The organism is Paraburkholderia piptadeniae (assembly GCF_900007165.1).
Taxonomy (GTDB): domain Bacteria; phylum Pseudomonadota; class Gammaproteobacteria; order Burkholderiales; family Burkholderiaceae; genus Paraburkholderia; species Paraburkholderia piptadeniae.
Genome location: NZ_CYGY02000035.1, coordinates 63,987 through 89,547, shown reverse-complemented (window position 1 = coordinate 89,547; position 25,561 = coordinate 63,987). Strand labels below are relative to the sequence as shown.

The window sequence follows — 25,561 nt, the reverse complement described above, 5'->3', positions numbered from 1 at the left end:
GCGCATGGGGCGGGCACACCTTGTGCTGCGTTGATTATCGATGGTCGTATTCCCTACGGAGCCCTCATGGCTGTGCTGCACCCGACTGGATTATCCGTCGGCAAAACGATAGGCAAGATCGTCGCGTGGCTCATCGCCGTGCTGATCGTTCTGATCGCCGCACTCGCGGTGTTCATCCTCACATTCGACTGGAATCGCGCGCGTCCGTACGTCAACGACAAGGTGAGCGAAGCCATCGGCCGGCCGTTTGCGATCGAGGGCGATCTGAAGGTCGGGTGGCGGCATCCCGTCGGCGAAACCGGCTGGCGCGCGTGGGTGCCCTGGCCGCGTTTTTCCGCGCAGAACATCACGGTCGCCAATCCCGACTGGACGAAGCAACAGCACTTCGCGACGCTCGACGAAATCGACTTCCAGGTGAAGGTGCTGCCGCTGCTCACGCATGACATCGTGATCCCGGCGATCAATCTCGTGAATCCATCCGTCGATCTCGAACGGCTTCTCGATGGACGCAACAACTGGACCTTCAAGCTGAAGTCGTCGGCGGGTCCGTCGGAATGGAAGCTCGATCTGCACGACATCCAGTTGAACAAAGGCAATATCGCGTTCAGCGACCAGCAGAAGAAGATCGACATGCAGGCCGTCGTCGATACGCTCGGCCAGCCGATTCCGATCGGCGAAGCGCTGAAGCAGCAGGAACAGACGTCGCGCAACGCGTCCGCCGACGTGGTCGGCAAGCAGGGCGCAAAACGGCTGAATGCGCAGGTGCAGCAGGAGGCCGCTTCCGAGGCGGCGGCTGCGTCCGCTGCATCGGCCACGCCTGGCGCGCCTGCTCTGCCAGGGGCATCGGGCGCGTCGGGCGCATCCGCTGCACCGGGTGCTTCGGCGTCTGCCGCGCCGGCGGGCGTGGGCGCATCGAGTCTCGCGAGCGCGGGCGCCAGCGCGGGTGGGTCAACGGCCGTCGCCGCATCGGGCAGCGCGCCCGCCAGCGCAACGGGGACGGCCGTCGCGCAACACCCGAGCGCGCCGCAATATGGGATCGGCTGGACTGTAAAGGGCACGTATAACCGCTCGCCCGTGTCGGGCAGCGGCAAGTTCGGCGGCGTGCTCGCATTGCAGGACGCGTCGCGCCCGTTCCCGGTGCAGGCCGATGTGAAGGCCGGCGATTTGCGCATCGCAATGGTCGGCACCGTCACCGATCCCGCGCATCTCGCCGCTGTCGATCTGCGTCTATGGCTGCAAGGCACGAGCGCCGACCAGCTGTATCAGCTGACGGGCATCACGCTGCCCCAGACGCCGCCGTATGCGACGGAAGGGCATCTGATCGGTAACTTCAAGCGGGGCGCCAGCGTGTTCAGGTATGAAAATTTTACAGGCCGGGTCGGCGGCAGCGATGTGAACGGCACGGTCGTCTATACGCAGCGCGAGACGCGGCCGCTGCTCCAGGGCACGCTCGTATCGAACCTGTTGCAGTTCAAGGATCTCGCGCCCGCCATCGGCGCGGACACCAACGCGAGCAAGAAGAAGCGCGGCGAGACGGCACGCCAGCCTTCGAACAAGGCGCTGCCGACCGAGGAGTTCAAGACCGACCGCTGGAAGGCCATCGATGCCGACGTCAGGTTCACGGGCCGCCGCATCGTCAAGGACCCGGCGCTGCCCATCACCGATCTCGACACGCACGTCGTGATGACGGACGGCGTGCTGTCGCTCGAGCCGCTGAAGTTCGGCGTGGCGGGCGGCTCGCTTGCGTCGAACATTCATCTCGACGGCAGCGCGACGCCGCTCAAGGGCCGCTTCTCGACGGAAGCGCGCCACCTGAAGCTCAAGCAGCTGCTGCCGACCGTGAAGTCGATGCAGAGCGCGCTCGGCGAAATCAACGGCGACGCCGCACTGTCGGCGACGGGCAATTCGCCGGCGGCGCTCGCGGGCACGTCGAACGGCGAAGTGAAGCTGCTCGTCACGGACGGCACGATCAGCCGCCTGCTGATGGAAGCAGCGGGGCTCAACGTTGCGAACGTGGTCTACGAAAAGCTGTTCGGCACGCGCGATGTGAAGATCAATTGCGCAGCCGGCGATTTCGTCGTGACGAACGGCGTGCTCGATTCGCGCGTGTTCGCGCTCGATACGCAGGACGCGGTGATCAATATCGACGGCACGGTGGACATGAAGGACGAGTCGATGGACCTCGGCGTGCATCCGCACACGAAGGGCTTTCGCGTGTTCACGCTGCGCTCGCCGTTGTACGTGAAGGGGACGTTCAAGGACCCGAGCGTGGGCGTGAACGCGGCTGCGCTCGCATTGCGCGGCGGCGCAATGGTCGGCCTCGGCCTGATCAATCCGTTTGCCGCGCTGATTCCGCTGATCGCGCCGAGCAACAACAAGCCGCTGCCGTGTCAGCAACTGCTGACGGCGATGCAGGCGCAGCCTCCGACCGCGCCGCCGCCGGGACAGCGCGAAAAGGCGAAGGGCTCTGTATTGCCGCCGGGCACGCCGGGTGCATCGGCCGTCGAGCCATCCGCGCCCGCGACATCTGCATCGAAGAAGTCGTCCGCGCCGTCGAAGAAGCCCGCTGTGCCCGCTAGCGGCGCGTCGCTGCCGGGGCCCGCGCATGCGGCCGACTACAAGGGAAGTTGAACGCCCGATTCAGCGTGGGACGTCGCGGTGAAAAACGACCCGCATGTTCGACGCAGCGAAAGCCATCGAGCGCTGTGCAATAAAGGAGCAGAGCAGCAGCGCGCGAAAACACCACGGCCGCGAATTTCGCGGCCGTGTTTCGTGAGTTCTGCGGATCTAGCGCAGCGAGCGAGGCGTCGCGTCGCCGGCGGCATCCTGACGCCGCACACCGCGCCGCGTTCCCGCGGCCGTGGCGCGCGTCGCGCCGAATTCCGGCAGGATGCGCGCTCGCGCGCGGCTCGCGAATACGAGAAAACCGAAACCGTCGGCCTCGTACCAGTAGCCGCCGTTCTCCAGTCCGTCTAGCGGCTGTTCGAGCGCATTCGCAATGGATTCGATGCAGCGGCGGCGTAACTCGGCGACAGCGGGATAGGGCGGCTGCGCGCCGCGCACGCTGCACAACAGGACATCGAGCCCTGGCAGCACATGTGCGTAGAGCACCGGCTCGTCTTGCGCGCGAGCGCGCGCAATCTTGGTATCGAGTTGACCGAAGGGCTTGAAGTGCCGCAGCACAGCGAGGAACGACTCGTCGCCGTCCACCTTCGCGCGCCTGCGCTTTTTCGGGAAGGACATAAAAACTCGCCTGAAAAAGAATTGCAAGAAACGCAGCGTCCTCATGCGACCACTCCCGGCTTCGCGCGCCGCACGTCGATCTTTTATAGCATACGAAAATGCCGGATACACGGTGATTCGTCTGTCTCACTCCATCGTCCCGTGCGAACCAGGCCGAATCGCGTCGCCGTGCGCTTTCGCATCCCCTGTGCATCTGGTCTCAATAATAGACTCACCCACGCGCGACGTGTTTCCGGCACCGTAAAAAAAGACATTTTTGTGTGCGCCAGCCCCTTCTGTGCGCACGTTGAAATATCTTTTGTGCCCGTCGATAATGGCCCGGTCCCAGTCGCGGCGCGGCTTCGGCCGCGGCGCACGGCACTGTGTCGAGTCGATCAGCGGAGCGCATGAGTGAAATCATCAATGGCGCATGGTGCGTGTCGACGTTCCACGCTTCACATGCTGCGCATGATGAATGCGCGCGTTTCATGATTCGTGCGGGTTCCGCATGCCCGTCGTCGTGCCTGCTCGCACGTGCGGGTCGCCCGTGATGCAAGAGGCGTGCTGACAGTTCGATGCGCGAAACGTATCGCTGCTGCTCGTGCGCCACGCCCGCTGCTTTCCGCCGTTCTCGCTGTTTCCGCCGCCATCGCGCGATGCGTAGATGAAACTGTTCACAAAGGGCCTGCTGCTGATCGCGTTACCGAGTGCCGTCGAACTGGCGCTGCTAGGCGTCGTGTTCGACATGCAGGAACAAACCGCGCAGGCCGTCGAACGTTCGTCGAACAGCAGGCAGATCCTGTATCAGGCTGCATCCCTCGAAAACCCGATGTTGCGGCAAGTGGCTCGTGTGCGCGCGGGCATCGTCGCAGGCGATCCGTCGTTCATGGATCGTCATGCGGCGTGGGTCGATCTCTCCGAGCGGCTGACGCGGCTCGAAGAGGCCGTTGCGGACACACCCGAGCAGGCCGAGCGCGTGCAGCAGATGCGCGAAGCCGTCGACAGCTATCGCCAACAGGCGATGTCGGTTGCGCAATCGCTGCGCACGGGCGCGACGATGAAGCCCTTCGCCACCCTCGAAGGGGGTGCATTGCCCGCGCAAGCGGTGCGCTTTCGCGACGAGCTGCATGCATTCATCGACGAAGCGACGCGGCTCGAAGCCGAACATAATGCGACGCTCGCGCAGACTCGCACGCGCCAGCAAATCGCGCGGGTGGGCGCCGTGCTCGGCTCGATGCTGATCTGGGCCGCGACGGCGTTCGCGTTCGCGCGCGGCATTGGCAGGCGGCTGAATGTGCTCGCGTCGAACGCGCGACGGCTCGGCAGCGGCAAGCCGTTGCCGGCGCCGCTCGCGGGCAACGACGAAATCGCCGCGCTCGATGCCGCGCTGCACCGCACGAGCGCGCTGCTGCGAGCAGCCGATCTGAATCAGGCGGCGCTCCAGGCGTCGCTGCAGACGCGCGCGGCGGAACTGGCGAGCGTCAACGAAACATTGCACCAGGAGACACAGGACAACGAGCTGTTCATCTACAGCGTGTCGCACGATCTGCGTTCGCCGCTCGTGAACATGCAGGGATTCTCGAAGGAACTGCAGGTTTCGTGCGATGAACTGCGCGCGACGATTGTCGACGCGCGCCTGCCCGCCGACGAACGCAAGCGGCTTGCCGATGTGCTCGACGGCGATGTGCAGGAGTCGCTGCGTTTCGTGCGCTCGTCGGTGACGCGCGCGGCCGCTATCATCGATGCGCTGCTGCGCATCGCGCGCGCCGGGCGGCTCGAATATCACTGGCAGCGCGTGAGCGTGGACCGTGCTGTCGCGCGGGCCGTCGATGCACTGCAAAAGAGGATCGACGAGCGCGAAGCCGTGGTCGTCGTGCGCGAATTGCCGGCGGTATGGGGCGACCCTGCCGCGATCGAGCAGATGTTCAGCCAGTTGATCGCCAATGCGATCAACTTTCTCGATCCGGCGCGGCCGGGGCATATCGAAGTAGGCGCACTCGATGCGGCCGATGCCATGCATGAAAACAGCGCGATGGCGTCGCCGCAAAGAACACGCACCTACTTTGTGCGCGACAATGGCATGGGCATTCCAGCCGCGTATATGCCGAAAGTGTTTCGCGCGTTCCAGCGTTTGCACGGCAATGTCGCGCCGGGCGAGGGCATCGGACTCGCGTTGGTGCGCCGCATGGTCGAACGGCACGGCGGACGCGTGTGGGTCGAATCGGCGGAGGGCGCGGGCTCGACGTTCTTTGTCACGCTGCCCGATCAGCCGTTGCGGGGCTGACGGATACGCAAATGCGTGCGATGCGGCATCGCTCGATCGCTGCATGGCGCAGTGCAAGAAGTGCAGTGCAAGAAGTCGTAAGCTGAGCAACGCATAATGGCGTGCATTGAGTCGTACTGGTTGACGCGGAATCGGAGAAGGTCGTGACAAACGCGCGATGCGCAATGCAAGCGCGCCGGAGGGAACAATGTCACACGGGGAAGCGGTCGGTAAGTCGATTGGCATCGTGCTGATCGAAGACGATGACGGACACGCGACGCTCGTCGAACGCAATCTGCGGCGTGCCGGCATATCAAACGGATTCATACGCTTTGCGGACGGTCAGGAGGCGCTCGACTATTTCTTCGGCGAGCAAACGCCTGGCGATCATGCGAGCGGCCGTCCATCACGCGACGATCTCGCGAATTACGTCGTGCTGCTGGACCTTAAGATGCCTCGCGTGGATGGCTTTGAAGTGCTGCGCCGTCTGAAGGAAACGCCGTCGACGGCGTCGATGCCCGTCATCGTGCTCACGACCACCGACGATCCGCGCGAAATCGAACGTTGCTATGAATCGGGTTGCAACGTCTACATCACGAAGCCGGTCGAATACGATGCGTTCATCGAAGCCGTGCGGCGGCTCGGCTTCTTTCTGCAGGTCGTGAAGCTGCCGTCGGGGCAACGCTACGCGTCTGCGTGAATGCACGAAGGGGCACGCAGTGCTCGCTCATCATGGGCAGTCCGTGCCGCAAGCAGTCCAATTGACGATTGATCATCTGGCATGACTGAAGACGGATCCACGCCGCTCGCCGCGCACGTGCTCGTCGTCGACGACGACGAGGGCATCTTGCGGCTTGCGCGCAAATCGCTGGAGCGCGCCGGCTGCCGCGTCGAGCTCTGCAACAGCGTCGAAAGCGCGCATCGCGCGATCGCCGCGAACGCGCCCGACCTGATCGTGCTCGACTATCAACTCGACGGCGCGGAGACGGGGCTCGATTTTTTCAGGCGTTTGCGCCACGAGGGCGTACGCATTCCCGCGATACTCGTCACCGGCTTCACCGACGAATCGCGTGTGATCGAAGCGCTGCGTTCCGGCGTGTCCGATGTCGTGCCGAAGGCGGGCGATTATCTCGACTATTTGCCCGAAGCCGTCGAACGCGTGTTGTCGCAAGTGCGGCTGCAACGGGCGTCCGCGGAAGCGCTGCTGTTGCGCGAGCGCGAGGCGCATTACCGCACGTTGTCCGAAGCGCTGCCGCATCTCGTGCTGACTTGCAACGCGAATGGCGACTGCGATTTTCTGTCGAAGCAGTGGGTCGACTACACGGGCCTCGACGGTGCGAATGCGCTCGGGCTGGCGTGGCTCGACGCCGTGCACCCCGACGACCGCGAAGATGTGCGCCGCACCTGGCTCAAGACGGTGCGCAGCGACGCCACCTTTTATCGCCACGAATTGCGCATTCGCCGCCACGACGGCGCGTATCGATGGTTCGACGCGCGCATTGCCGCTGTGCGCGACGCGAGCGGCACGGTCAGCAAATGGTTCGGCAGTTGCACGGACATCCATTCGCAGCGCGGAGCCATCGAGGATCGCGAACGGCTGCTCGCTTCCGAACAGGCCGCGCGACAGGCTGCGGAAGAAGCGAACCGTTCGAAGGACCGTTTTCTTGCGATGCTGTCGCATGAATTGCGCACGCCGTTGACGCCTGTTCTCGCGGGCGCGCGCATGCTCGAAATGATGCCGGACCTCCCCGAAGCGGTACGCTCGGGCGTCGTGATGATTCGCCGCAACGTCGAGCTGGAAGCGCGCCTGATCGACGATCTGCTCGATCTCACGCGCGTGGCGAACGGCAAGCTGCGGCTGTCGCTGGAAACGGTCGATGTGCACGAAGTGATCGACAGCGTGCTCGATCTGTTTCGCAGCGAGATCCAGACCAACCAGCAGGACGTGCATGTCAGCAAGACGGCGCAACATCACTACGTGCTGGCCGATCGCGCGCGCTTGCAGCAGATGCTGTGGAACCTGATCCGCAACGCAGCGAAGTTCACGCCGGACGGCGGACATATTTTCGTGCGCACGCGCGACGAAAGAATGCATGTGCAAATATCGGTCGAGGATACGGGTGTCGGCATCGAGCCCGAGCAGATCGGCAAGCTCTTCAACGCGTTCGAGCAGGGCAGCCAGAACATGTCGCGGCAGTTCGGCGGGCTGGGACTCGGGCTCGCGATCACGAAGGCGCTCACCGATGCGCATGGCGGCACCGTCACCGCGCAGAGTCCGGGCGCGCACTGCGGCGCGACGTTCACGATCACGCTGCCGACGGCCGAAGAGCGGCTCGCCGAACCCGCTGCGCCTGTCGCTGCCAGCGTGCAGCCGGCAGGCGGCCTCACGATCCTGCTGATCGAAGATCACGCGGACACGGCGGAAGTGATGGCGCAACTGATGCGCACGCTGGGCCATGAAGTGACCGTCGTCGGGCGCATCGCCGATGCGCTCGCCGCGACGCAGAGCGCGCCGTTCGATCTGATCGTCAGCGACGTCGGCTTGCCGGACGGCACGGGCCTCGATTTCATCAAGGCGTTCCGCGAGCGCGACGATGCGCCCGCCGTCGCGCTAACGGGCTTCGGCAGTGACGAAGATATTCGCCGATGCCTCGAAGCGGGCTTCACGTCGCATCTGACGAAGCCCGTCAACTTCTCGCAGCTCGAACAGGTGATCGAGGGCGCGGCGGCGGCGAAAGCGCAGAAGAATGCAGGCGAGACCAGAACGGGCTAGGCGCGTGCGTCGAACACGCATTCGATAAAGAGCATTCGATAAAAAGCGAAGGGCCTGTTGCGCATCGATGTACGCAACAGGCCCTTCGCGTCATGTGTCGTTTGCACGCGGCACCGAAGCGGCGCCGCGTCGCTCGCACGCGGTCAGCTACGCGGCGAATTCTTCAGCGAGTCGCGGATCTCGCGCAGCAGCAGCACGTCTTCCGGCGTGGGCGGCGGCGCTTCGGGCGCGGCGGGCGCCGGGGCGCGCAGCTTGTTGATGAACTTGACCATCATGAAGATGATGAAGGCGAGAATCACAAAGTTGATCGCGACCGTGATGAACGAGCCATAGCCGAATGCAGCGACGCCCGCCGTTTGCAGATCCTTGTACGAATCGGGATTGCCCTTGAAGTTGGGCGGTATGTGCCCGAGCAGGACGAACTTGTTCGAGAAGTCGAGGCCGCCCGTCGCAACGCCGACGACCGGCATGATCAGGTCTTTCACGACGGAATTGACGATCGTCGAGAACGCTCCACCGATGATCACGCCAACAGCGAGGTCCATTACGTTGCCCTTGAGAGCAAATTCCTTGAATTCCGTGACGAGGCTCATCGGCAGTTCTCCTTGAAGTCGATGGCGACATGATAGCCAACGTTCGGCGCAGCGGGAAATCATTTGGGGATTAATCGCAATGCGCCGCGGCAGAACGCAGGAAGCGATTGTCCTGCCCGTGCAGCACGATGACGCCGATTGTCGAAGCCTGCGCATGCCATGGCCGATGGCACGTCGTATGACACGTCGATTCGACAAACGCGCCGGCAACCGAACGCAAAAATCAGGCTCAAGAATCAGGCGCAAGGAATGCGCATTGAAGCGCTAGCGAAAGAAAGCGCGCAGCGTGAACGCGCGATGACAGCGCGCTCATCGATACGGCCACATCAAGGAAAGCCCATCAAACTTCCACGGCTCGCGCCTGTTCGATATGCGCGGCGAACGACACGGGATCGGTATTCGTCCCACATAGCAGCACGCCGACGCGCTTGCCTTGCAGTTGCTCGCGCAACGGGCCGAGCAGGGCGGCCGTGGCCGCGGCGCATGCGGGCTCGACGGCGAGCTTCAGTTGCGTGAAGAGGGTGAGCATTGCGCCTCGCAGCGCGTCGTCGGTGACGGTGACGAGACGGTCGACATGGCGGCGGCACAGCTCGTAGCTGTATTGCTCCGTATGCGGCGCCATCAGCGAATCGGCGATCGAATGCATGTGGCTCATCTTCACCGTGTGATTCGCAGCGAAGCTGCGGTTCATCACGTCGGCGCCTTCCGGTTCGACGCCGTATACGTGCACGCGCGGATTGGCGAGCCGCAGCGCCGTCGAGATGCCCGCCGCGAGTCCGCCGCCGCCGACGGGCACGATCACCGCATCGAGGTCCGGCGTTTGCGTCGCCCATTCGTAGCCGAGCGTCGCGGTGCCGAGCACCGTGCGATAGCCGTTGAACGGATGCACGAAGTAGCGGCCTTCCTCGGCTTCGATGCGCCGCACGATTTCAAACGCATCCGTCACGTTCTCGGCGATGACGACTTCCGCGCGATATTTGCGGCACAACGCGATGCGTGCGGGATTCGCCGCATGCATCACGACGACCTTCGCGCTGATGCCCATGCGCATCGCCGCATACGCGACGGCCACGGCATGATTGCCGCCCGACACGCAGGTGACGCCCGCGCTGCGCTGCCCCGGGTCGAGCGCGAGCAGATTCGTGAACGCGCCGCGCGCCTTGAAGCTGCCGCCCGCCTGCAGCAGCTCGAACTTGAAGTTCAGCAGCGTGCCTTCGAGCGTCGGGAAATCCATCCGGTCGAACACGGGCGTTCGCACGACCCACGGTGTCAACGCGAAATGCTGCGAGGCGATGTCGTCGAGCGTCGGTATCGGCTCGCCGTCGATCGTGCGGTCGGAGTGCTGCGTGGCAGTGGACATGGCGTGCGTACTCGTTGTGGGGGAGGTCCGCGTTCGATGTCTTGTCGTCGGTTGTCGTCGCTTGTTGTGATGCGTGGCTTGCGTCAATGCGCGTGCGCGTCGACCGACATGCTATGGATGAACTTGCTCAGAAAACGTTCGCACTGCGCGAGCTGCTCGAGCGTGACGAACTCGTTGGCCTTGTGCGCCTGCTGGATGTCGCCCGGTCCGCACACGATGCTCGGAATGCCCGCGCGCGAAAACAGACCTGCTTCCGTGCCGTAGGCGACCTTGCGCTTGTCCTGATCGGCGGTGAGCGCGCGCACGAGTTGCGTGATGGCCGCCTGTTCCGATGCGTCGAGTCCGGGCGCCGCGGCGATCTTCGTGATCTCGATCGCGGCCGCTTCGTGCTCGCGCTTCATTTTCGGCAGCAGCGTCTCGCGCGCGTATTGGTCGATGTGCGCGAAGATCGGCTCGGGATCGAGCGTCGGCAGATTGCGGAACTCGAATTCGAAGCTGCATTCGGCGGGTACTGTGTTGATCGCATTGCCGCCCTTGATCGTGCTGGTCTGCGCCGTCGTGAACGGCACGTCATAAAGTTCGTCGAACGGACCTCGCTCGCGGAACTGATCGGCCATGTCTCGGATGAAACAGATGAGCCGCGCCGCGTACTCGATCGCGTTCAAGCCCTTCGGCGTGAGCGACGAGTGCGCCGCCTGGCCGCGCACGCAACACTGGTACGCGTTGATGCCCTTGTGCGCGATGATGGGCCGCATGCTGGTCGGCTCGCCGACGATGCAGCCGTCCGGCTTGACGCCGCGCTTCATCAGGTCCGCGATCATCAACGGCGCGCCCACGCAGCCCACTTCTTCGTCGAAAGAGAAGGCGAGGTGGATCGGCTTCGCGAGCTTCGTCTGCTGCATCTGCGGGACGAGCGTCAGCGCCGCGCCAATGAAGCCCTTCATATCGCAGGTGCCGCGCCCGTAGAGCTTGTCGCCGCGCACTTCCGGCCGGAACGGATCGCTGTCCCATTGCTGGCCGTCGACGGGCACAACATCCGTGTGACCCGACAGCACGATCCCGCCATTCGTCTCGCCGTCGTGCGCCGGAATCGTCGCGAACAGGTTCGCCCATTTGCCGCTGTCGTCGTGCGTGAGCGTCGCTTCGATGCCGCGCTCGCGCAGCGCGTCGCGCACGGTTTCAATCAGGCCGAGATTCGGATTGCGGCTGACCGTGTCCATCGACACGAGGCGTTCAACCCAGGGAAGCGAAGCAGGAGACGAAGCGTTGGAGGCAACAGCGGAAGAGGAAGACGTTTGTGCGGACAGCGCTTGTTCAGCGACCTGTGACATGACCTTGGCTCCAGCTTGTGTGTCATTCGATGATACCCAAAAAGCACTTAATAATCCAAAGCTCGATGCGCCAGGTGCTTGCGGGGCGTGGCTTTGCGCGGTGCAGCATTCATTTGGCGGGCAATGGAAGCGCTTCCGTCAGCGCCTGGGACTTCGACTGGCCTTGACCTGCTTTGACCTTGTTTGACGCGTCGACCGTCAGTCCAGCAGCGCAAGCAACGCGCGTTCGTAGACGCGATAGACGGGCGCGATGCTCGAAAGTTCGATTCGTTCGTTCGTCGCGTGAATGCCCTCGCAGCGCACGCCGAACCCGCACAGCGCGGGCACGCCCAGCGACGCGAGATAGTTGCCGATGTTCGATGGCCCCGCGACGGCGCACGGCGGTTCCACACCGAGTTCGTCTCGTGCCGCGCGATATAGCGCCATGACGATCGGATGCGAGGCATCCACGCGATACGCGGGCCAGCCCGCGATCCACTCGATCGACGTCGCGAGCGATGCGTCGTAGCCCGCATCGTGAACGCGGACGATCTCAGCAATGCAGCGTTGCGCTTCGCGTTGATCGAAGCGCGGCGTGAGCCGGCAATCGACGCTCAGCTCGCAACGATCCGGCACGCTCGTGAATGTGCCGTCGCCCGCGCGGATGCCCGTCACGGTGAGTTGCGCGGGGCGTTCGAATGCGTGATCGATGGGCAGCTTCGCGTTGTTCAACGCGACGGCGAGATGGGCGCCGCGTATCGCCGCATTGAGGCCGCGCGCGCTACTGCCGCCCGAATGCGCAGCGATGCCGCGCACGACGAGCCGTGCCCGGATGAAGCCGCGCGCGCCCACGACGATGCGATCGATGCCCGGATAGCCGATGAACACGCCGTCGGGCCGGGGCGCGTCGGCGGCATCGAAGAAGGCGCGGGCGCCGCCGAAACGGCCCGTGTGCTCGTCGAGATCGAACAGCACGCCGAGCGTGCCGGCGAATTCGTCGGTGCGCCGTGCGAGCGCGGCGGCCAGATGCGCGAAGATCGCGACGGCGGCCTTGCTATCCGCGCTGCCACGGCCGTGCAGCCAGCCGTCCACGATCTGCGCACCGAGGGGCGGGTACGTCCACGCGGATTCGTCACCGAAGCTCGCTGTGTCGAGCGTCGCGTTGAGCAGATAGTACGGACGTCGCTGCGCGGTGGCTGTGCCTCGTATTTCCGCGTAAAGGCCGAGCGGTTCGCCGTCATCGCCGGAGAGCCGGCGCGTCGCGACCTGATGCGCGCGGCACCATGCTTCGATACAGCCGAGCACGGGCGCGCACGCATCGATTCCGCCTCGGCTCGGGATGCGCACGAGCGCCGTCAGCAGATCGGCGATCGATGCCGTGTCGCTCGTGCCCGTCATGCGTTGAGTGCGCTCAGGACGCGACGCGCTGGTCCGCCGCGCCCTTCGCCGGCGTGCCGAGCGCGCGCAGCGTTTCCTTGACCGTCGCGACGCGCACCGAGAAATCGGGGCTGCGCGTCTCGATGCGCAACTTGTCCTGGCCCGCGAGCTTGATGTGCTTGTGCTTCTGGACCATCTCGATGATCCGCATCGCGTCGATGGGCGGATTCGGAACGAACTGCAAGCCAATGACGGCTTCGCCCGCATCGATCTTCGAGATGCCGAGCGGCTTCGCGGCGAGACGCAGACGGTGCGTTTCGACGAGCGCATGCGCTTGCGGCGGCATCTTGCCGAAGCGGTCGATCAGCTCTTCCTGAATGCCGTCGATCGAATCGCTGTGCTCGCAATTCGCGAGGCGCTTGTACAGCGAGAGACGCTCCTGCACGTCGCCGCAATAGTCGGCGGGCAGAATGGCGGGCGTGTGCAGATTGATCTCCGTCGTGGCCGCCAAAGGCGATGTGAGGTCCGGCTCCTTGCCGTTTTTCAGCGCCTTGACGGCGTCGTTCAGCATGTCGGTGTAAAGCTGGAAACCGATCTCGTGAATCTCGCCCGACTGCTTGTCGCCGAGCACTTCGCCCGTGCCGCGAATCTCGAGGTCGTGCATCGCGAGGTAGAAGCCCGCGCCCAGTTCTTCCATCTGCTGGATCGCTTCGAGCCGCCGTTGCGCCTGCTTGGTCAAGCCCTGCGGATCGTGCACGAGCAGATACGAATACGCCTGGTGATGCGAACGGCCGACGCGTCCGCGCAACTGGTGCAGCTGCGCGAGGCCGAACTTGTCCGAGCGGTGGATCAGGATCGTGTTCGCGCTCGGCACGTCGATGCCCGTTTCGATGATCGTCGTGCAGAGCAGCACGTTCGCGCGCTGTGCAACGAAATCGCGCATCACGCGTTCGAGCTCTCGCTCGTGCATCTGGCCGTGCGCGACGGCAATGCGCGCTTCGGGGACGAGCGCTTCGAGCATCTGCCGGCGGTTCTCGATCGTTTCGACTTCGTTGTGCAGGAAGTACACCTGGCCGCCGCGCTTCAGTTCGCGCAGCATCGCTTCGCGGATCACGCCGTCTTCTTCGCGGCGCACGAAGGTCTTGATCGCGAGCCGCTTTTGCGGCGCCGTCGCGATCACCGAGAAGTCGCGCAGTCCTTCGAGCGCCATGCCGAGCGTGCGCGGAATCGGCGTCGCGGTGAGCGTCAGCACGTCGACTTCGGCGCGCAGCGCTTTCAGCGCTTCCTTCTGGCGCACGCCGAAGCGGTGCTCTTCGTCGATGATCACGAGCCCGAGCCGCTTGAACTGCACATCCGACGACAGCAGCTTGTGCGTGCCGATCACGATGTCGACGCTGCCTTCGTTGATCTGCTGGATCGCGGTGCTGACTTCCTTGCCGGTCTTGAAGCGCGACAGCTCGGCGATGCGCACGGGCCAGTCGGAGAAGCGGTCGCTGAAGGTCTGCGTGTGCTGCTCGGCGAGCAGCGTGGTCGGCGAGAGCAGCGCGACCTGCTTGCCGCCCATGACCGCGATGAAGGCCGCGCGCAACGCGACTTCCGTCTTGCCGAAGCCGACGTCGCCGCACACGAGGCGGTCCATCGGCTTGCCGCTCGTCATGTCGCCGATCACGGCGGCGATCGCGGCCGCCTGGTCGGGCGTTTCCTCGAAGCCGAAGCTCTCCGCGAACTTCACGTAGTCGCGCGGATCGAGCTTGAACGCGTGGCCTTCGCGCGCGGCGCGGCGCGCGTACAGGTTCAGCAGCTCGGCGGCCGTGTCGCGGATCTGCTGCGCGGCCTTGCGCTTGGCCTTTTCCCACTGGCCGGAGCCGAGCGCGTGCAGCGGCGCGCTTTCCGGATCGGCGCCGCTGTAGCGCGAGATCACGTGCAGCTGCGCGACGGGCACGTAGAGCTTGCTGTCGCCCTGGTATTCGAGGTGCAGGAACTCGGTCTCGCCTTCGCCGAGGTCCATCGTCACGAGGCCCATATACCGGCCGATGCCATGCTGCGAGTGCACGACCGGGTCGCCGACCTTCAGCTCCGACAGGTCGCGCACCATCGAATCGACGTTGCTCGCCTGTTCCTGGCGGCGGCGTCCCGCGCGGCGCGCGAGCGGCCCGTACAGCTCCGTTTCGGTGATGATCGCCGCACCTTCGCCGGGAATCGCGAAGCCGTTCGCGAGCGGCGCGACGCCGAGCGTGAAGCGCGCGTCGGCCGTCAGCCAGTCTTCGTAGCTGTCGACGGAAGCGGGGCGCAGTTCGTTTTCCGCGAGCAGTTGCGCGATCGTCTCGCGGCGGCCCGCCGATTCGGCCGCGAACAGCACGCGGTTCGGCGTCGTGTCGAGATACGCGCGCAGCGCCGACACGGGGTCGTCGGCGTGACGGTCGATTGCCAGATTGGGCACCGGCACGGCCCAGCCGCCGCCCGCGTTGCCGGGCAGCGCGAGGCGCGCGAAAGGCTTCGCGAACGTAAAGAAATCTTCGTCCGACAGAAAGAGCCGCTGCGGTTCGAGAATTGGCCGGTCGCGGTCATGCGACAGGAAGCTGTAGCGCTGCTTCGTATCGGCGGTGAAGCGCCGTATCGAGCCGTCGAGGTCGCCGACGAACACGAGCTGCGCGCCTTCGGGCAAATAGTGAAAGAGCGTCGCCGTCTCTTCGAAGAAGAGCGGCAGATAGTATTCGATGCCCGCCGACGGCACGCCGTTGCCGATGTCCTTGTAGATCGACGCGCGGCTCGGATCGCCTTCGAACACTTCACGCCAGCGGCTGCGAAATGCGGTACGCGCGGCTTCGTCGAACGGGAACTCGCGGCCGGGCAAGAGCCGCACGTCCTTCACGGGATAAAGGCTGCGCTGCGAGTCGGGATCGAACGCACGGATCGAGTCGACCTGATCGTCGAACAGGTCGATCCGGTACGGCAGCGGCGAGCCCATCGGGAACAGGTCGATCAGCGAGCCGCGCACGCAGTATTCGCCCGGCCGCACGACCTGGCTCACGTGCTCGTAGCCGGCGAGCGTCAGTTGCGCCTTGAGCTTCGCCTCGTCGAGCCGCTCGCCCTGCGAGAACGAAAACGTGTACGCGGCCATGAACGACGCGGGCGGCATCCGGTAGAGCGCGGTCGTCGCGGGGACGAGCAGGATGTCGCAACGGCCTTCTCCGAGATCGTGCAGCGTCGCGAGGCGCTCGGACACCAGATCCTGGTGCGGCGAGAACGAGTCGTAAGGCAGCGTTTCCCAGTCGGGCAGCAGACGGACGCGCGCATTCGGCGCAAAGAACGCGAGTTCCTGCGACAGCCGCTGCGCATCGACGGCGCTCGCGCAGACGACGGCAAGCAGCGGCATCTGCTGCCGGTAGGCGAGGTGATAGCGGGCGATCAGCAGCGCATCGGACGAGCCGTGCGTGCCGTCGAAAACGAAACGCTGGCCGGCCTTGACCAGCGCGACGGGCGGTTCAGTGAAGGACTGCGTGGATGCGGCGATGTCGGGCATAAAAGTGAAACGGCCTTTGGGGTGACGCGAAGGGTGACGCGGATGAGCGACCAGTCGATTACCAGCGTGAGACCATCGGCACGTGACGCGCCCGGCCAATGGACTGCGCCGGCGGACGCCTCGAAGGCGTGTCGCTGGCGGAACACGAGCGGCAAGTTTACGCGTGTCGGGGCATGCGTGCCGAGGACCTATTATAAAATCCGTCCTTCACTTTGAACTGCGCCGCGTCCTTTCCGTGACTTCCCGCCTGTTTGCCCTGATTCCGTGCGCCGGCACCGGCAGCCGTTCCGGCGCGCCGATGCCCAAGCAATATCGAACCGTCGCGGGCCGCGACATGCTGTATTACTCCCTCGCCGCGTTCGACGCGTGCAGCGAGTTCGCGCAGACGCTCGTGGTCCTCGCGCCCGACGACCAGCACTTCGATGCGCGCCGCTTCGGCAGGCTGCGCTTTGCCGTGCAGCGCTGCGGCGGGGCATCGAGGCAGGCGTCCGTGCTCAACGGGCTGCATGCGCTCGCGCAGTTCGGCGCGCACGACGACGACTGGGTGCTCGTGCACGACGCCGCGCGTCCGGGCATCACGCCCGCGCTGATCCGTGCGCTCGTGAGCGCGCTGAAGGACGACGGCGTGGGCGGCATCATGGCGCTGCCCGTCGCGGATACGCTCAAGCGCGTCGCGCGCGGCACCGACAATCGCATCGATCACACCGAGCCGCGCGACGGCCTGTGGCAGGCTCAGACGCCGCAGATGTTCCGCATCGGCATGTTGCGCGAGGCGATCCTGAGCGCGCAGAGCGACGGCCACGATCTCACCGACGAGGCGAGCGCGATCGAATGGTCCGGCCACGCGCCGAAGCTCGTGCAGGGCAGCTTGCGCAATTTCAAGGTCACATATCCCGAAGACTTCGATCTGGCCGAGGCGATTCTCGGCCGCGGCGCCGCGGGCTGAGCGGCGTGCGCCGTCGCCCGATCGGAGCTCCTTCGCAGTAACGCTTTCACGACATCACGGAACCCCACGCATATGGATTTGAGAATCGGACAAGGCTACGACGTACACGCACTGGTGCCGGGACGGCCGCTCATCATCGGCGGTGTGACGATTCCGTACGAGCGCGGGCTGCTTGGCCACTCGGATGCGGACGTGCTGCTGCACGCGATCACCGATGCGCTCTTCGGCGCAGCCGGGCTCGGCGATATCGGCCGTCACTTTCCCGATACGGCGACCGAATTCAAAGGCGCGAACAGCCGCGTGCTGCTGCGCGAGTGCGCGGCGCGCATTGCGAAGGCAGGCTTCGCGATTCAGAACGTCGACAGCACGGTGATCGCACAGGCGCCCAAGCTCGCGCCGCATATCGACGGGATGCGCGCGAATATCGCGGAAGACCTGAACCTGCCTATCGAGCGCGTCAACGTGAAGGCGAAGACCAACGAGAAGCTCGGCTATCTCGGGCGAGGCGAGGGGATCGAAGCGCAAGCCGCTGTCCTGTTGCTGCGCGGCTGAGTCTGGGCTCATCGCGCGTACGTCCAACGGCCGTACGCAGCCGTACGTCGAAGCCGTATGTCGAAACGCAAAACGCCACGCATCGCGTGGCGTTTTTTCGTGGGCAAGCGCTTATGGCTCGCGCGCCCTTACTTGCCTTCAGCGACGATCACTTGCGCAGCCGCGTTGATCACCGACGCGATCCGGCCGACGTCGCGCAGCTGCGTCGAGCTCATGCCTTCGTTGATCAGCGTATCGAAGTGCGACTTCACGCAAAAATGGCACTTGCCGATGATCGACGCCGCGAGCGCGTACATCTCGAAGCGGCGCTTGTCGACGCCGCCATGCGACGCGTAAGCGTTCATCCGCAAGCCGGCCGGCTGCGATTTCAGATCGGCGTTGCCCGTCATCTCGACGTACGGATACCAGACGTTGTTCATGCCCATCAGCGCGGCGGCCGTCAGCGCGCCGTTGACTTCTTCCGGCGACAGCACGCCCGCTTCGCGGATCGCGGCGATGATCTTCGGGCTCTTCGCAGCGAACGCGGCGGCCAGCGCGACGCCGACAGCATCGTTGCCTTCCAGCGACGAGCGCGCAATCGTGCCATCGAGATTCAGGCGAATGTCTTTAGCGTAGTCGGGAATACATTCCTTAATCGCTGCGATGAATTCCATTGATATCTCCTATCATTTTGCCGATAAAAAAGCCCGCTGGCCTTTTCAAGCTTAGCGGGCTTTCGACTGCACGTACTTACAGCGTTGCGCCGCCGACTGCGCGGTTGCACGGGCACAGTTCGTCCGTCTGCAGGCCGTCCAGAATGCGCAGGACTTCTTCCGGATTACGGCCGACGTTCAGGTTGTTCACCGAAACGTGCTGGATCGTGTTGTCCGGATCGACGATGAACGTCGCGCGCAGTGCAACGCCTGCTTCCTTGTCGCGCACGCCGAGCTGGTCGATCAGTTCGCCCTTCACGTCGCCGAACGCATAGTGGTTCAGCTTGTTCAGGTCCTTGTGCTCACGGCGCCATGCGAGCTTGACGAATTCGTTGTCGACGCTGCCGCCCAGCAGAACGGCGTCGCGCTCTGCGAAGTCCTTCTGCAGCTTGCCGAACTCGACGATTTCCGTCGGGCAAACGAACGTGAAGTCCTTCGGATAGAAATAGATGATCTTCCACTTGCCCGGGAACGACGATTCGGTGATTTCTTCGAACGCCGACACGCCGTTTTCTTCGTGGTTATTGAAACCCGGCTTTGCAGCGGTGACGGTGAAAGCTTCGAGTTTATCGCCGACAGTTTTCATGCGCTTGCTCCTTGTGAATTGGCAAATGAGATTCGAAAACAACCTGCTCAAACTACCTGCTGGCTGTAACGAACGCGTTACACAGTCCAAACTATAACTCTATTGAGCGATCGGATCAATAGTTTTTATCTACTGATTCGGATAGATTTTCTCGAAGACGCCGATAGCCCATATTGGAACGAGCGTTTTGCACTGGTTTCGGGAACAGGTTTTGCCCAAAAAAGCGGCAGTGGGAAACGGCGCTGGGGCGCCGCCTGACTTCTGCCTTCTGGCGGCGTCGTGCCCGAACCGGTCAGACGCTCTTCGCGAGCGGAAACTCGATCGTCACTTCGAGGCCGGGCAGCGGCGTGCGGTTGCGCAGCCGCAATGCGCCGCGATACCGGCCCACCAGGCGCTGCACGATCGCCATGCCGAGACCCGTGCCGTTGGCCTGCGTCCGCGCCGAGTTGACGCGGTAGAACGGCCGCGTGACGAGCGCGAGCTGGTCCTCGGGAATGCCTGGACCTTCGTCGACGACCGACAGTTCGACCCGCGAATGCGACACCCGCGTTTCGAGGATCACGCGCGGAATGCCGTCGTCCTCGGAAAGGCCGTATTTGCGCGCGTTCTCGATCAGATTGCCGACGACTCGACGGATGTCCGTCTCGTCCGCCTCGATCACAGCAGAGGGAGCAAGCCGCGTGACCAGCCGCATGCCGTCTTCGCTCGACATGCGCGCGGCCAGCTCTCCCGCGATCACGGAAAGATCGACCGGCTCCGGATTTCTCTGAACAGGGCGCGCGTAATCGAGGAAGCGCCCGATGATCATGTCCATCTGCTCGATGTCGTCGATCATCGCGTCCTTGGTCGCCTGGTCCGAAGGACTCATTTCGGTTTCCAGACGCAGACGGGCAAGCGGCGTGCGCAGGTCATGCGAAATGCCGGCGAGCATCAGCGCGCGGTCGGCTTCGAGCTGCTCCAGGTCCTGGACCATCTGGTTGAAGCTTCGATTCGTTTCCGCAGCGACGCCCATGCCGCGCTCAGGCAGCTTCTCGGGCGCCTGGCCCGAGCCGACCTTGCGCGCAGCTAGCGCCAGCCGCGCGAACGGCCTGTTCACCAGACTCGTGATGAACGCCGCGCCGAATAGCGATAGCGCGAGCGCGAAGATACCCCAGCCGGCCCATTGCAGGCCCGTCACGTTATCCAGTTGATCGCGGTCGAGCGCGACCCAGTAATCGTCGTCGTCGATCTTGAAGCTGATCCATACGCCGGGAATGTCGTTGACGGACTGCGCGATGATCGTGTCGTCGCCGAGCCGCCCGCGTATGTCATGTTCGATCAGCCGGTTGAGCGACTCGTCAGGCTGCAGCTTGTACTTGTCCGTGGTTTCGCGCGGATACACGCGCACGCCCTCATTGCTTTCCAGGTCTTGCAGCAGCGCGCGCCGCAGATCGGGATCGGAATAGAGGAGCGCGGTGCGCGTGAGCTTCACGATCGCGACGAGCTGCAGCGCCACGCGCTGCGCGCGCGGCTCGCGCTCGATCACGCGGAAGCTCTGGAACCATGCGGCGAGACTGACCGCGATCAGCAGCGCGATCAGCAGGAACGTGCGCCAGAAAAGGCCGCCGAACGCGAGCGTCAGGAGGCGCCGGTCGATCCGCATGCGACCTTCTTGTCGACGAGGAGGAGGAACTGCAACGGCAGGCTTAGGCTGCGCCGTCGGGGATGAAGACATAGCCCAGACCCCAGACTGTCTGGATGAAACGCGGGCTGCCCGGATCGGGCTCGATCAGCTTGCGCAGACGCGAAATCTGCACGTCGAGGCTGCGGTCGAACACTTCATACTCGCGGCCGCGCGCAAGCTCCATCAGCTTTTCACGCGACAGCGGCTGACGCGGATGGCGCGCGAACACCTTGAGCACCGAGAATTCGCCCGTGGTCAGCGGAATTTCCTGACCGGCCTTGGTGAGCGTGCGTGTCGCGAGGTTCAGCGCGAACTCGCCGAACTCGAACACTTCCGACGTCTCGGACGGCGCGCCCGGCAACTCGGACGGCGACTGGCGGCGCAACACCGCGTGAATGCGTGCGACGAGTTCGCGCGGATTGAATGGCTTCGGCAGATAATCGTCGGCGCCCATTTCCAGGCCGACGATGCGATCGACATCTTCACCCTTGGCGGTGAGCATGATGATCGGCGTACGATCGTTGCTGCCGCGCAGGCGGCGGCAGATCGAGAGACCGTCCTCGCCCGGCAGCATCAGGTCGAGCACCAGCAGATCGAAACGTTCGCGCACCCACAGCTTGTTCATCGAGGGTGCGTTTTCGGCAACATAAACGTTAAAGCCCTGCTCGCCGAGATAACGGCGCAGCAGGTCACGCAGACGCGGGTCGTCGTCGACGACGAGGATTTTCGAAGGGTTTTTGGTTTCCATGGTCGGCATCTTAGCGCGATTAGAATAGGGTGCGAGTTTGTAGCAATTATCGCGTAACAGTCAGTTACAAAATTTACCGGGCCTGTGGCACGACGTAAAGCCTTGGCGCTTACACTCCTTTACTGTTTGCGCCAGTTCGGTAGATACTTCACTCGAATAAGGCTCTTGCGCCCGGTTTCAAGCCGGAGTCATTACACGTATCTGAGGTTGCCGGTTGCCGCGCCACGAAGGGAACAAGATGAAGGGAGGGGTCTGGCCGAACATGCGCCTGAGCGTGATCGCAGTGGCAGTTGCGATCATGTTCGTGAGCGCTGCGGGTCCCATCTCCGCGCATGCCGAATCTTCGACAGAACGTATAGCCGAGTCGCGCCCAATCCAGCGTCCGCACATGCGCACCGTGCGTCAACCGCGCAATCCCAACGCCGACCATCCCGCATCCGACGCCATCGTCCGCGCCGCCGCCGTGCCGCCCGATCTCGATCAACGCCGGCGCGACGGGCATATGACGCCGGAAGAAAGGCGTCTGCTGCGGCAGCACATCGAAGACGCCGTACGCGAACTGTACAAGCGCTGACAGGTTTTTGCCTTGCGCGTGCTGCGCGTCCGTGCGCACTCTTGCGCGGCGGCTGCGTCCTTGGCGAAGCACACGCGATACCTCTCGTGAGGCGTGGATGAAACGACGCGAGTTTCTTTCGATGGCGGCTGCAACGGGCGCTGCGCTGTCGATGCCCCGCGCGTTCAGTGCGTCTGTCCCGACGAGCGGTGTACCGTCGCAACCGGATGCGTGTGCAACGGCCGCGAGCCGTCGCGGCAAACTGCTCATCCTGATCGAACTGAAAGGCGGAAACGACGGATTGAATACCGTCGTGCCGTTTGCCGATCCCGCTTACTACGCGCTTCGCAGGCGCATCGCCGTTGCGCGCGATCAGGTGATCGCGCTCGACGAGCGCATCGCGTTGCATCCGTCGTTGCGTCTTCTGTTGCCGTTGTGGCGCAGCGGGCAGCTTGCCGTCGTGCAAGGCGTCGGCTGTGCGCAAGCGAACCCGTCGCATTTCCGGTCGATGGAAATCTGGGACACGGGCTCGCGCGCCAATGTTTATCGGCGCGACGGCTGGCTGGCTCGCGCATTCGCGCAGTGGCGGGTGTCGCACGCCCGCGCGGCGGCTGCCATATTCGGCAGCGTCGAGGCAGGGCCGTTTGCGGGTTTATCGTTTGCTCATGCATCGCACGACGCATGGACGCATGTCCCAGATCCCGACGACGCACCTTGTTTCAATCGAACCAACGTGAACCTGGCCGAAGACGATCGCGTGACGGGCGACCTCTTCAATGCCTCGTTCGCACCGCCATCGCGCCCGGCGACGTTTCTCGACTCGATCGAGGCCGCGTCGCGCACTGCGGTCGTCGGCGCGCAGCAGGGTTCATACGGCGCGATCCGCGTGACGCTCGATGGTTTCGATACGCACGCCAACCAGTCCGAGCGCCATGCCGTGCTGCTCGAACAGTTGGCACAGGGTTGCGCGACGCTTCACGCGGAACTCGTACGGCGCGGCCGCTGGAACGATACGCTGATCATCACGTACTCGGAGTTCGGCCGGTCCGCCCGCGAGAACCCGGCGCGCGGCACCGAACACGGCGGCGCCGCCTCGCACTTCATGATGGGCGGGCGGGTGAGGGGAGGCCTGTACGGACAGTCTCCCGATCTCGCGCGACTCGACGGCACAGGCCAACTGCCTGTCGAGATCGACTTCAGACGGCTGTATGCGACCGTGCTCGGCCCGTTCTGGGGGCTGGAGACACGAGGCATCTTGCACGACGACGTGAAGCCGCTGCCGTTGCTGCGTGCCTGACACGCGTCGACGTCAATGCTTGCGCGCCGCTCGCCACGCGACCCACAGCTTGCGGATCGGCGTGAGCGCAATGCGTTGATGCAGGACGTGATAACCGTCGCGCTCGATTTCGTCGAGCAGCGCCAGCGCCAGCGCCGCCAACGCGCGCAGCGTGCTCTGCGAATGACGCTCGCCCGCGGGCAAACCATCGAGCGCCTTGCGAATCGCATCGCGGGCGCGCGTCGTCTGAAAGCGCATCAGTTCCGTGAACGCATCCGTGTATTTGCGGTTGATCAGGTCGGCAGCCGTCACGTTGTAGCGCTGCATTTCGTCGATGGGGATGTAGATGCGTCCGTGGCGCGCGTCGTTGCCGAGTTCCACGACGATCTGCTCGAGCATCAGCGCCTCGCCGAGTGGCGCGGCCCACGATGATGCCTGCGACGGATCGCGCGCCGTCGCGCGCGCAACCACCGACGCAAACGTGCCGCCGACGCCAGCCATATAGCGACGCAGATTCGGGTAATCGAGGTAGCGGGCCTGGTCGAGATCCATCTCGAAGCCCGCGATCATGGCTTGCAGCGCCGGGTACTCGGCCTGCACGTCGGGCAAATGCGCGGCGAGCGCTTGCGATACGGGGTGCGTCGGCTCACCGGCGACGAGCGCGGCCGCCTCCTTCTGCCACCAGGCGAGTTTCGTGCGGCCCACGGTGGGGTCGGTGGTTTCCTTCACGGTTTCTTCGAACTCGCGGCGCAGCGCAAACAGCGCCGTGAGCAGCGGTTGCCGCGCGATGGGCGCCTGGCGCAGCGCGTAGTAAGTGCTCGAACCGGGAGGCGCCGCTTTTTGCAGGCAATATTCGTCGAAATTCACTGGATTCGCTTGGGGAATGCGGGCGCACACAGCTGTGCGCAAAAGACCGAAAATTGTAGCATTGACGGTATTCGACAGATGCAGACAAGCGCAGACCAATCGGTTAGAATCTCGCGCTTACGCTTTCGGACGCGCTTTTCAATGCGGACGTTCGCGGCTCCAGCGGGTCTTTTACGACACGTTCAGAGTCCTCCGCGCGAATGACATTGCAGTGAAAAAACGCAGCGTCCGGCCGCCGGCGAAATATCGGGCGCTGCAGGTTTGCGGCAACGCCCGGCTGCGAGGATGGCGAAATTGGTAGACGCACCAGGTTTAGGTCCTGACGCCCGCAAGGGTGTAGGGGTTCGAGTCCCCTTCCTCGCACCACTTGTTTTTACGCAGCACCATGTAGAAAGCCCCGCTCGTCGCTGACCGGCGGGGTTTTTTGTTTTTGCACCGCGCGCTCTGCCATGCGCATTCCGCCGCAATACTGCGCGCGATGAACATGGCGCGCGACGACGCCTCGAACCGGAAAACGACGGGCACAAAAAACCCCGCACGAGGGCGGGGCATCGGCCATCACACTGACGGTTCGTCGCTGCTTAGTGGCAGCGCTTCTCCCAGTGATGATGCACGTGTACCCTTGTGGCACACGGGATGATGGTCATACGCGAACGCCGACGACATCCCGGCGAAACCAGCGGCTGCGGCGATCAGCGCCAGAACAACCTTCTTCATTTTTCGATCCTCGAAGTCAGAGAAAAAGCGACTGTCATCGTAGCAAGTCAGCATTACGATTTCCTTCAACCTCGATGCTGTGCAACGCGTTTCGCGCTTCGTTTATAGGGTGATTCGTCGCAGGTCTTATGATTGCGTTGCGGGTGCAACGAGATCTCTTCCAGGCTGCGCGGACGCGATGCGCATGATCCGTGATATGTCTGGCGCACGGGAAAAAGGCGATGGGCGTAGATGGCAAACAAGCCGGATAGCACACTGTGCATCCTTTGAATCTTTGCCGCTTCTTCATGCACTTCGCAATCCATCACCCATCGCGCACTGCCCAATACACATTGCGTGAATGCACACGCATACGACCGCGGGCCTCGCCGTTGGCTGTTTGCAAGCGGACATCGAAAACAACAACGTCTGTTCGCGCTCGGTTGCACGAGAGTCGCGTATCACGACTCCGACGACACTTCGGTACGCGCCGAAGAAGCGATGCACATCGTTGCGGATCTCGGCTGCGCGGGATCGGCATGATTAGTCCATCGCGGCGTT

20 protein-coding genes and 1 tRNA gene are annotated in these 25,561 nt (G+C 64.0%); 9 read left to right on the top strand and 12 right to left on the bottom strand.

Features of this window, described 5'->3' with window-relative positions:
* Positions 1 to 66 precede the first annotated feature (66 nt).
* Positions 67 to 2,631 (top strand): AsmA family protein, encoded by a 2,565-nt coding sequence (locus BN2476_RS19340; RefSeq protein ID WP_087735770.1) that lies wholly within the window; start codon positions 67 to 69, stop codon positions 2,629 to 2,631.
* A 156-nt stretch (positions 2,632 to 2,787) separates the two neighbouring features.
* Here the strand turns inward: BN2476_RS19340 and BN2476_RS19335 are convergent, their stop codons facing one another.
* A complete protein-coding gene (locus BN2476_RS19335) occupies positions 2,788 to 3,288 on the bottom strand; it encodes a hypothetical protein (RefSeq protein ID WP_087735769.1) in 501 nt (166 codons plus the stop codon).
* A 598-nt stretch (positions 3,289 to 3,886) separates the two neighbouring features.
* Here BN2476_RS19335 and BN2476_RS19325 point away from each other — a divergent pair.
* The 3 genes from BN2476_RS19325 to BN2476_RS19315 all read left to right on the top strand — a co-directional run bounded on the left by BN2476_RS19325 (position 3,887) and on the right by BN2476_RS19315 (position 8,258).
* The gene (locus tag BN2476_RS19325; protein ID WP_087735767.1) at positions 3,887 to 5,506 is read left to right on the top strand and encodes a sensor histidine kinase; all 1,620 of its coding nucleotides are present in this window, start codon (positions 3,887 to 3,889) and stop codon (positions 5,504 to 5,506) included.
* Between the two features lie 187 nt (positions 5,507 to 5,693).
* Positions 5,694 to 6,185, top strand: coding sequence for a response regulator (locus BN2476_RS19320; protein WP_087735960.1), 492 nt, complete (start codon positions 5,694 to 5,696; stop codon positions 6,183 to 6,185).
* Positions 6,186 to 6,266: 81 nt separating this feature from the next.
* Complete coding sequence (locus BN2476_RS19315; protein WP_087735766.1) at positions 6,267 to 8,258, top strand: hybrid sensor histidine kinase/response regulator; 1,992 nt, start codon at positions 6,267 to 6,269, stop codon at positions 8,256 to 8,258.
* Positions 8,259 to 8,401: 143 nt separating this feature from the next.
* Here BN2476_RS19315 and mscL read toward each other — a convergent pair whose 3' ends face one another.
* The 5 genes from mscL to mfd form a co-directional block, all read right to left on the bottom strand.
* Positions 8,402 to 8,851 (bottom strand): large conductance mechanosensitive channel protein MscL, encoded by a 450-nt coding sequence (gene mscL / locus BN2476_RS19310; protein ID WP_087735765.1) that lies wholly within the window; start codon positions 8,849 to 8,851, stop codon positions 8,402 to 8,404.
* Positions 8,852 to 9,191: 340 nt separating this feature from the next.
* Positions 9,192 to 10,211, bottom strand: a complete 1,020-nt coding sequence (locus tag BN2476_RS19305) for a threonine/serine dehydratase family protein (RefSeq protein WP_087735764.1) — start codon at positions 10,209 to 10,211, stop codon at positions 9,192 to 9,194.
* A gap of 83 nt (positions 10,212 to 10,294) precedes the next feature.
* Positions 10,295 to 11,542 (bottom strand): acetylornithine deacetylase, encoded by a 1,248-nt coding sequence (gene argE / locus BN2476_RS19300; protein ID WP_087735763.1) that lies wholly within the window; start codon positions 11,540 to 11,542, stop codon positions 10,295 to 10,297.
* A gap of 198 nt (positions 11,543 to 11,740) precedes the next feature.
* A complete protein-coding gene (locus tag BN2476_RS19295) occupies positions 11,741 to 12,919 on the bottom strand; it encodes a M20 family metallopeptidase (protein ID WP_087735762.1) in 1,179 nt (392 codons plus the stop codon).
* 13 nt (positions 12,920 to 12,932) lie between these two features.
* The gene (mfd, locus tag BN2476_RS19290; RefSeq protein WP_087735761.1) at positions 12,933 to 16,421 is read right to left on the bottom strand and encodes a transcription-repair coupling factor; all 3,489 of its coding nucleotides are present in this window, start codon (positions 16,419 to 16,421) and stop codon (positions 12,933 to 12,935) included.
* Positions 16,422 to 16,656: 235 nt separating this feature from the next.
* Here mfd and ispD point away from each other — a divergent pair, with 235 nt between their 5' ends.
* Both ispD and ispF read left to right on the top strand, forming a co-directional pair.
* Positions 16,657 to 17,367 (top strand): 2-C-methyl-D-erythritol 4-phosphate cytidylyltransferase, encoded by a 711-nt coding sequence (ispD, locus tag BN2476_RS19285; RefSeq protein ID WP_087735760.1) that lies wholly within the window; start codon positions 16,657 to 16,659, stop codon positions 17,365 to 17,367.
* Positions 17,368 to 17,439: 72 nt separating this feature from the next.
* Positions 17,440 to 17,919, top strand: a complete 480-nt coding sequence (ispF, locus tag BN2476_RS19280; RefSeq protein WP_087735759.1) for a 2-C-methyl-D-erythritol 2,4-cyclodiphosphate synthase — start codon at positions 17,440 to 17,442, stop codon at positions 17,917 to 17,919.
* Positions 17,920 to 18,047: 128 nt separating this feature from the next.
* On the opposite strand, the gene BN2476_RS19275 is transcribed toward ispF, so the two are convergent.
* The 4 genes from BN2476_RS19275 to ompR form a co-directional block, all read right to left on the bottom strand.
* On the bottom strand, positions 18,048 to 18,572 hold the full coding sequence (locus BN2476_RS19275; RefSeq protein ID WP_087735758.1) for a carboxymuconolactone decarboxylase family protein: 525 nt from the start codon (positions 18,570 to 18,572) through the stop codon (positions 18,048 to 18,050).
* A gap of 76 nt (positions 18,573 to 18,648) precedes the next feature.
* Positions 18,649 to 19,197, bottom strand: coding sequence for a peroxiredoxin (locus tag BN2476_RS19270; RefSeq protein ID WP_087735757.1), 549 nt, complete (start codon positions 19,195 to 19,197; stop codon positions 18,649 to 18,651).
* A gap of 292 nt (positions 19,198 to 19,489) precedes the next feature.
* Positions 19,490 to 20,839, bottom strand: a complete 1,350-nt coding sequence (locus BN2476_RS19265; protein ID WP_087735756.1) for an ATP-binding protein — start codon at positions 20,837 to 20,839, stop codon at positions 19,490 to 19,492.
* Positions 20,840 to 20,882: 43 nt separating this feature from the next.
* Positions 20,883 to 21,617: an osmolarity response regulator transcription factor OmpR gene (gene ompR / locus BN2476_RS19260; RefSeq protein ID WP_007585880.1), complete on the bottom strand. Its 735-nt coding sequence runs from the start codon at positions 21,615 to 21,617 to the stop codon at positions 20,883 to 20,885.
* 229 nt (positions 21,618 to 21,846) lie between these two features.
* Between ompR and BN2476_RS19255 the strand changes: the two genes are divergently transcribed.
* Both BN2476_RS19255 and BN2476_RS19250 read left to right on the top strand, forming a co-directional pair.
* On the top strand, positions 21,847 to 22,182 hold the full coding sequence (locus BN2476_RS19255) for a hypothetical protein (protein ID WP_087735959.1): 336 nt from the start codon (positions 21,847 to 21,849) through the stop codon (positions 22,180 to 22,182).
* Between the two features lie 97 nt (positions 22,183 to 22,279).
* Entirely contained in the window at positions 22,280 to 23,458 is a 1,179-nt protein-coding gene (locus BN2476_RS19250; RefSeq protein WP_087735755.1) for a DUF1501 domain-containing protein, read from the top strand.
* A gap of 12 nt (positions 23,459 to 23,470) precedes the next feature.
* On the opposite strand, the gene BN2476_RS19245 is transcribed toward BN2476_RS19250, so the two are convergent.
* Positions 23,471 to 24,304, bottom strand: coding sequence for a squalene/phytoene synthase family protein (locus tag BN2476_RS19245; protein WP_087735754.1), 834 nt, complete (start codon positions 24,302 to 24,304; stop codon positions 23,471 to 23,473).
* Positions 24,305 to 24,583: 279 nt separating this feature from the next.
* Between BN2476_RS19245 and BN2476_RS19240 the strand changes: the two genes are divergently transcribed.
* Positions 24,584 to 24,670: transfer RNA gene (locus BN2476_RS19240), tRNA-Leu, on the top strand.
* Positions 24,671 to 24,862: 192 nt separating this feature from the next.
* On the opposite strand, the gene BN2476_RS47025 is transcribed toward BN2476_RS19240, so the two are convergent.
* Positions 24,863 to 25,075 carry a hypothetical protein gene (locus BN2476_RS47025; protein WP_087735753.1) on the bottom strand — a complete coding sequence of 71 codons (213 nt, stop codon included), beginning with the start codon at positions 25,073 to 25,075 and terminating at the stop codon, positions 24,863 to 24,865.
* Positions 25,076 to 25,561 lie beyond the last annotated feature (486 nt).

Excerpts from the sequence above, each read along its gene's own strand:
- BN2476_RS19265 (WP_087735756.1), bottom strand. The coding sequence starts at position 20,839 with ATGCGGATCGACCGGCGCCTCCTGACGCTCGCGTTCGGCGGCCTTTTC.
- ompR (WP_007585880.1), bottom strand. The coding sequence starts at position 21,617 with ATGCCGACCATGGAAACCAAAAACCCTTCGAAAATCCTCGTCGTCGAC.
- BN2476_RS19325 (WP_087735767.1), top strand. The coding sequence starts at position 3,887 with ATGAAACTGTTCACAAAGGGCCTGCTGCTGATCGCGTTACCGAGTGCC.
- BN2476_RS47025 (WP_087735753.1), bottom strand. The coding sequence starts at position 25,075 with ATGCTGACTTGCTACGATGACAGTCGCTTTTTCTCTGACTTCGAGGAT.
- BN2476_RS19295 (WP_087735762.1), bottom strand. The coding sequence starts at position 12,919 with ATGACGGGCACGAGCGACACGGCATCGATCGCCGATCTGCTGACGGCG.
- BN2476_RS19305 (WP_087735764.1), bottom strand. The coding sequence starts at position 10,211 with ATGTCCACTGCCACGCAGCACTCCGACCGCACGATCGACGGCGAGCCG.
- BN2476_RS19315 (WP_087735766.1), top strand. The coding sequence starts at position 6,267 with ATGACTGAAGACGGATCCACGCCGCTCGCCGCGCACGTGCTCGTCGTC.
- mfd (WP_087735761.1), bottom strand. The coding sequence starts at position 16,421 with ATGCCCGACATCGCCGCATCCACGCAGTCCTTCACTGAACCGCCCGTC.
- BN2476_RS19275 (WP_087735758.1), bottom strand. The coding sequence starts at position 18,572 with ATGGAATTCATCGCAGCGATTAAGGAATGTATTCCCGACTACGCTAAA.
- BN2476_RS19335 (WP_087735769.1), bottom strand. The coding sequence starts at position 3,288 with ATGAGGACGCTGCGTTTCTTGCAATTCTTTTTCAGGCGAGTTTTTATG.
- mscL (WP_087735765.1), bottom strand. The coding sequence starts at position 8,851 with ATGAGCCTCGTCACGGAATTCAAGGAATTTGCTCTCAAGGGCAACGTA.
- argE (WP_087735763.1), bottom strand. The coding sequence starts at position 11,542 with ATGTCACAGGTCGCTGAACAAGCGCTGTCCGCACAAACGTCTTCCTCT.
- ispF (WP_087735759.1), top strand. The coding sequence starts at position 17,440 with ATGGATTTGAGAATCGGACAAGGCTACGACGTACACGCACTGGTGCCG.
- BN2476_RS19255 (WP_087735959.1), top strand. The coding sequence starts at position 21,847 with ATGAAGGGAGGGGTCTGGCCGAACATGCGCCTGAGCGTGATCGCAGTG.
- BN2476_RS19270 (WP_087735757.1), bottom strand. The coding sequence starts at position 19,197 with ATGAAAACTGTCGGCGATAAACTCGAAGCTTTCACCGTCACCGCTGCA.
- BN2476_RS19340 (WP_087735770.1), top strand. The coding sequence starts at position 67 with ATGGCTGTGCTGCACCCGACTGGATTATCCGTCGGCAAAACGATAGGC.
- BN2476_RS19320 (WP_087735960.1), top strand. The coding sequence starts at position 5,694 with ATGTCACACGGGGAAGCGGTCGGTAAGTCGATTGGCATCGTGCTGATC.
- BN2476_RS19250 (WP_087735755.1), top strand. The coding sequence starts at position 22,280 with ATGAAACGACGCGAGTTTCTTTCGATGGCGGCTGCAACGGGCGCTGCG.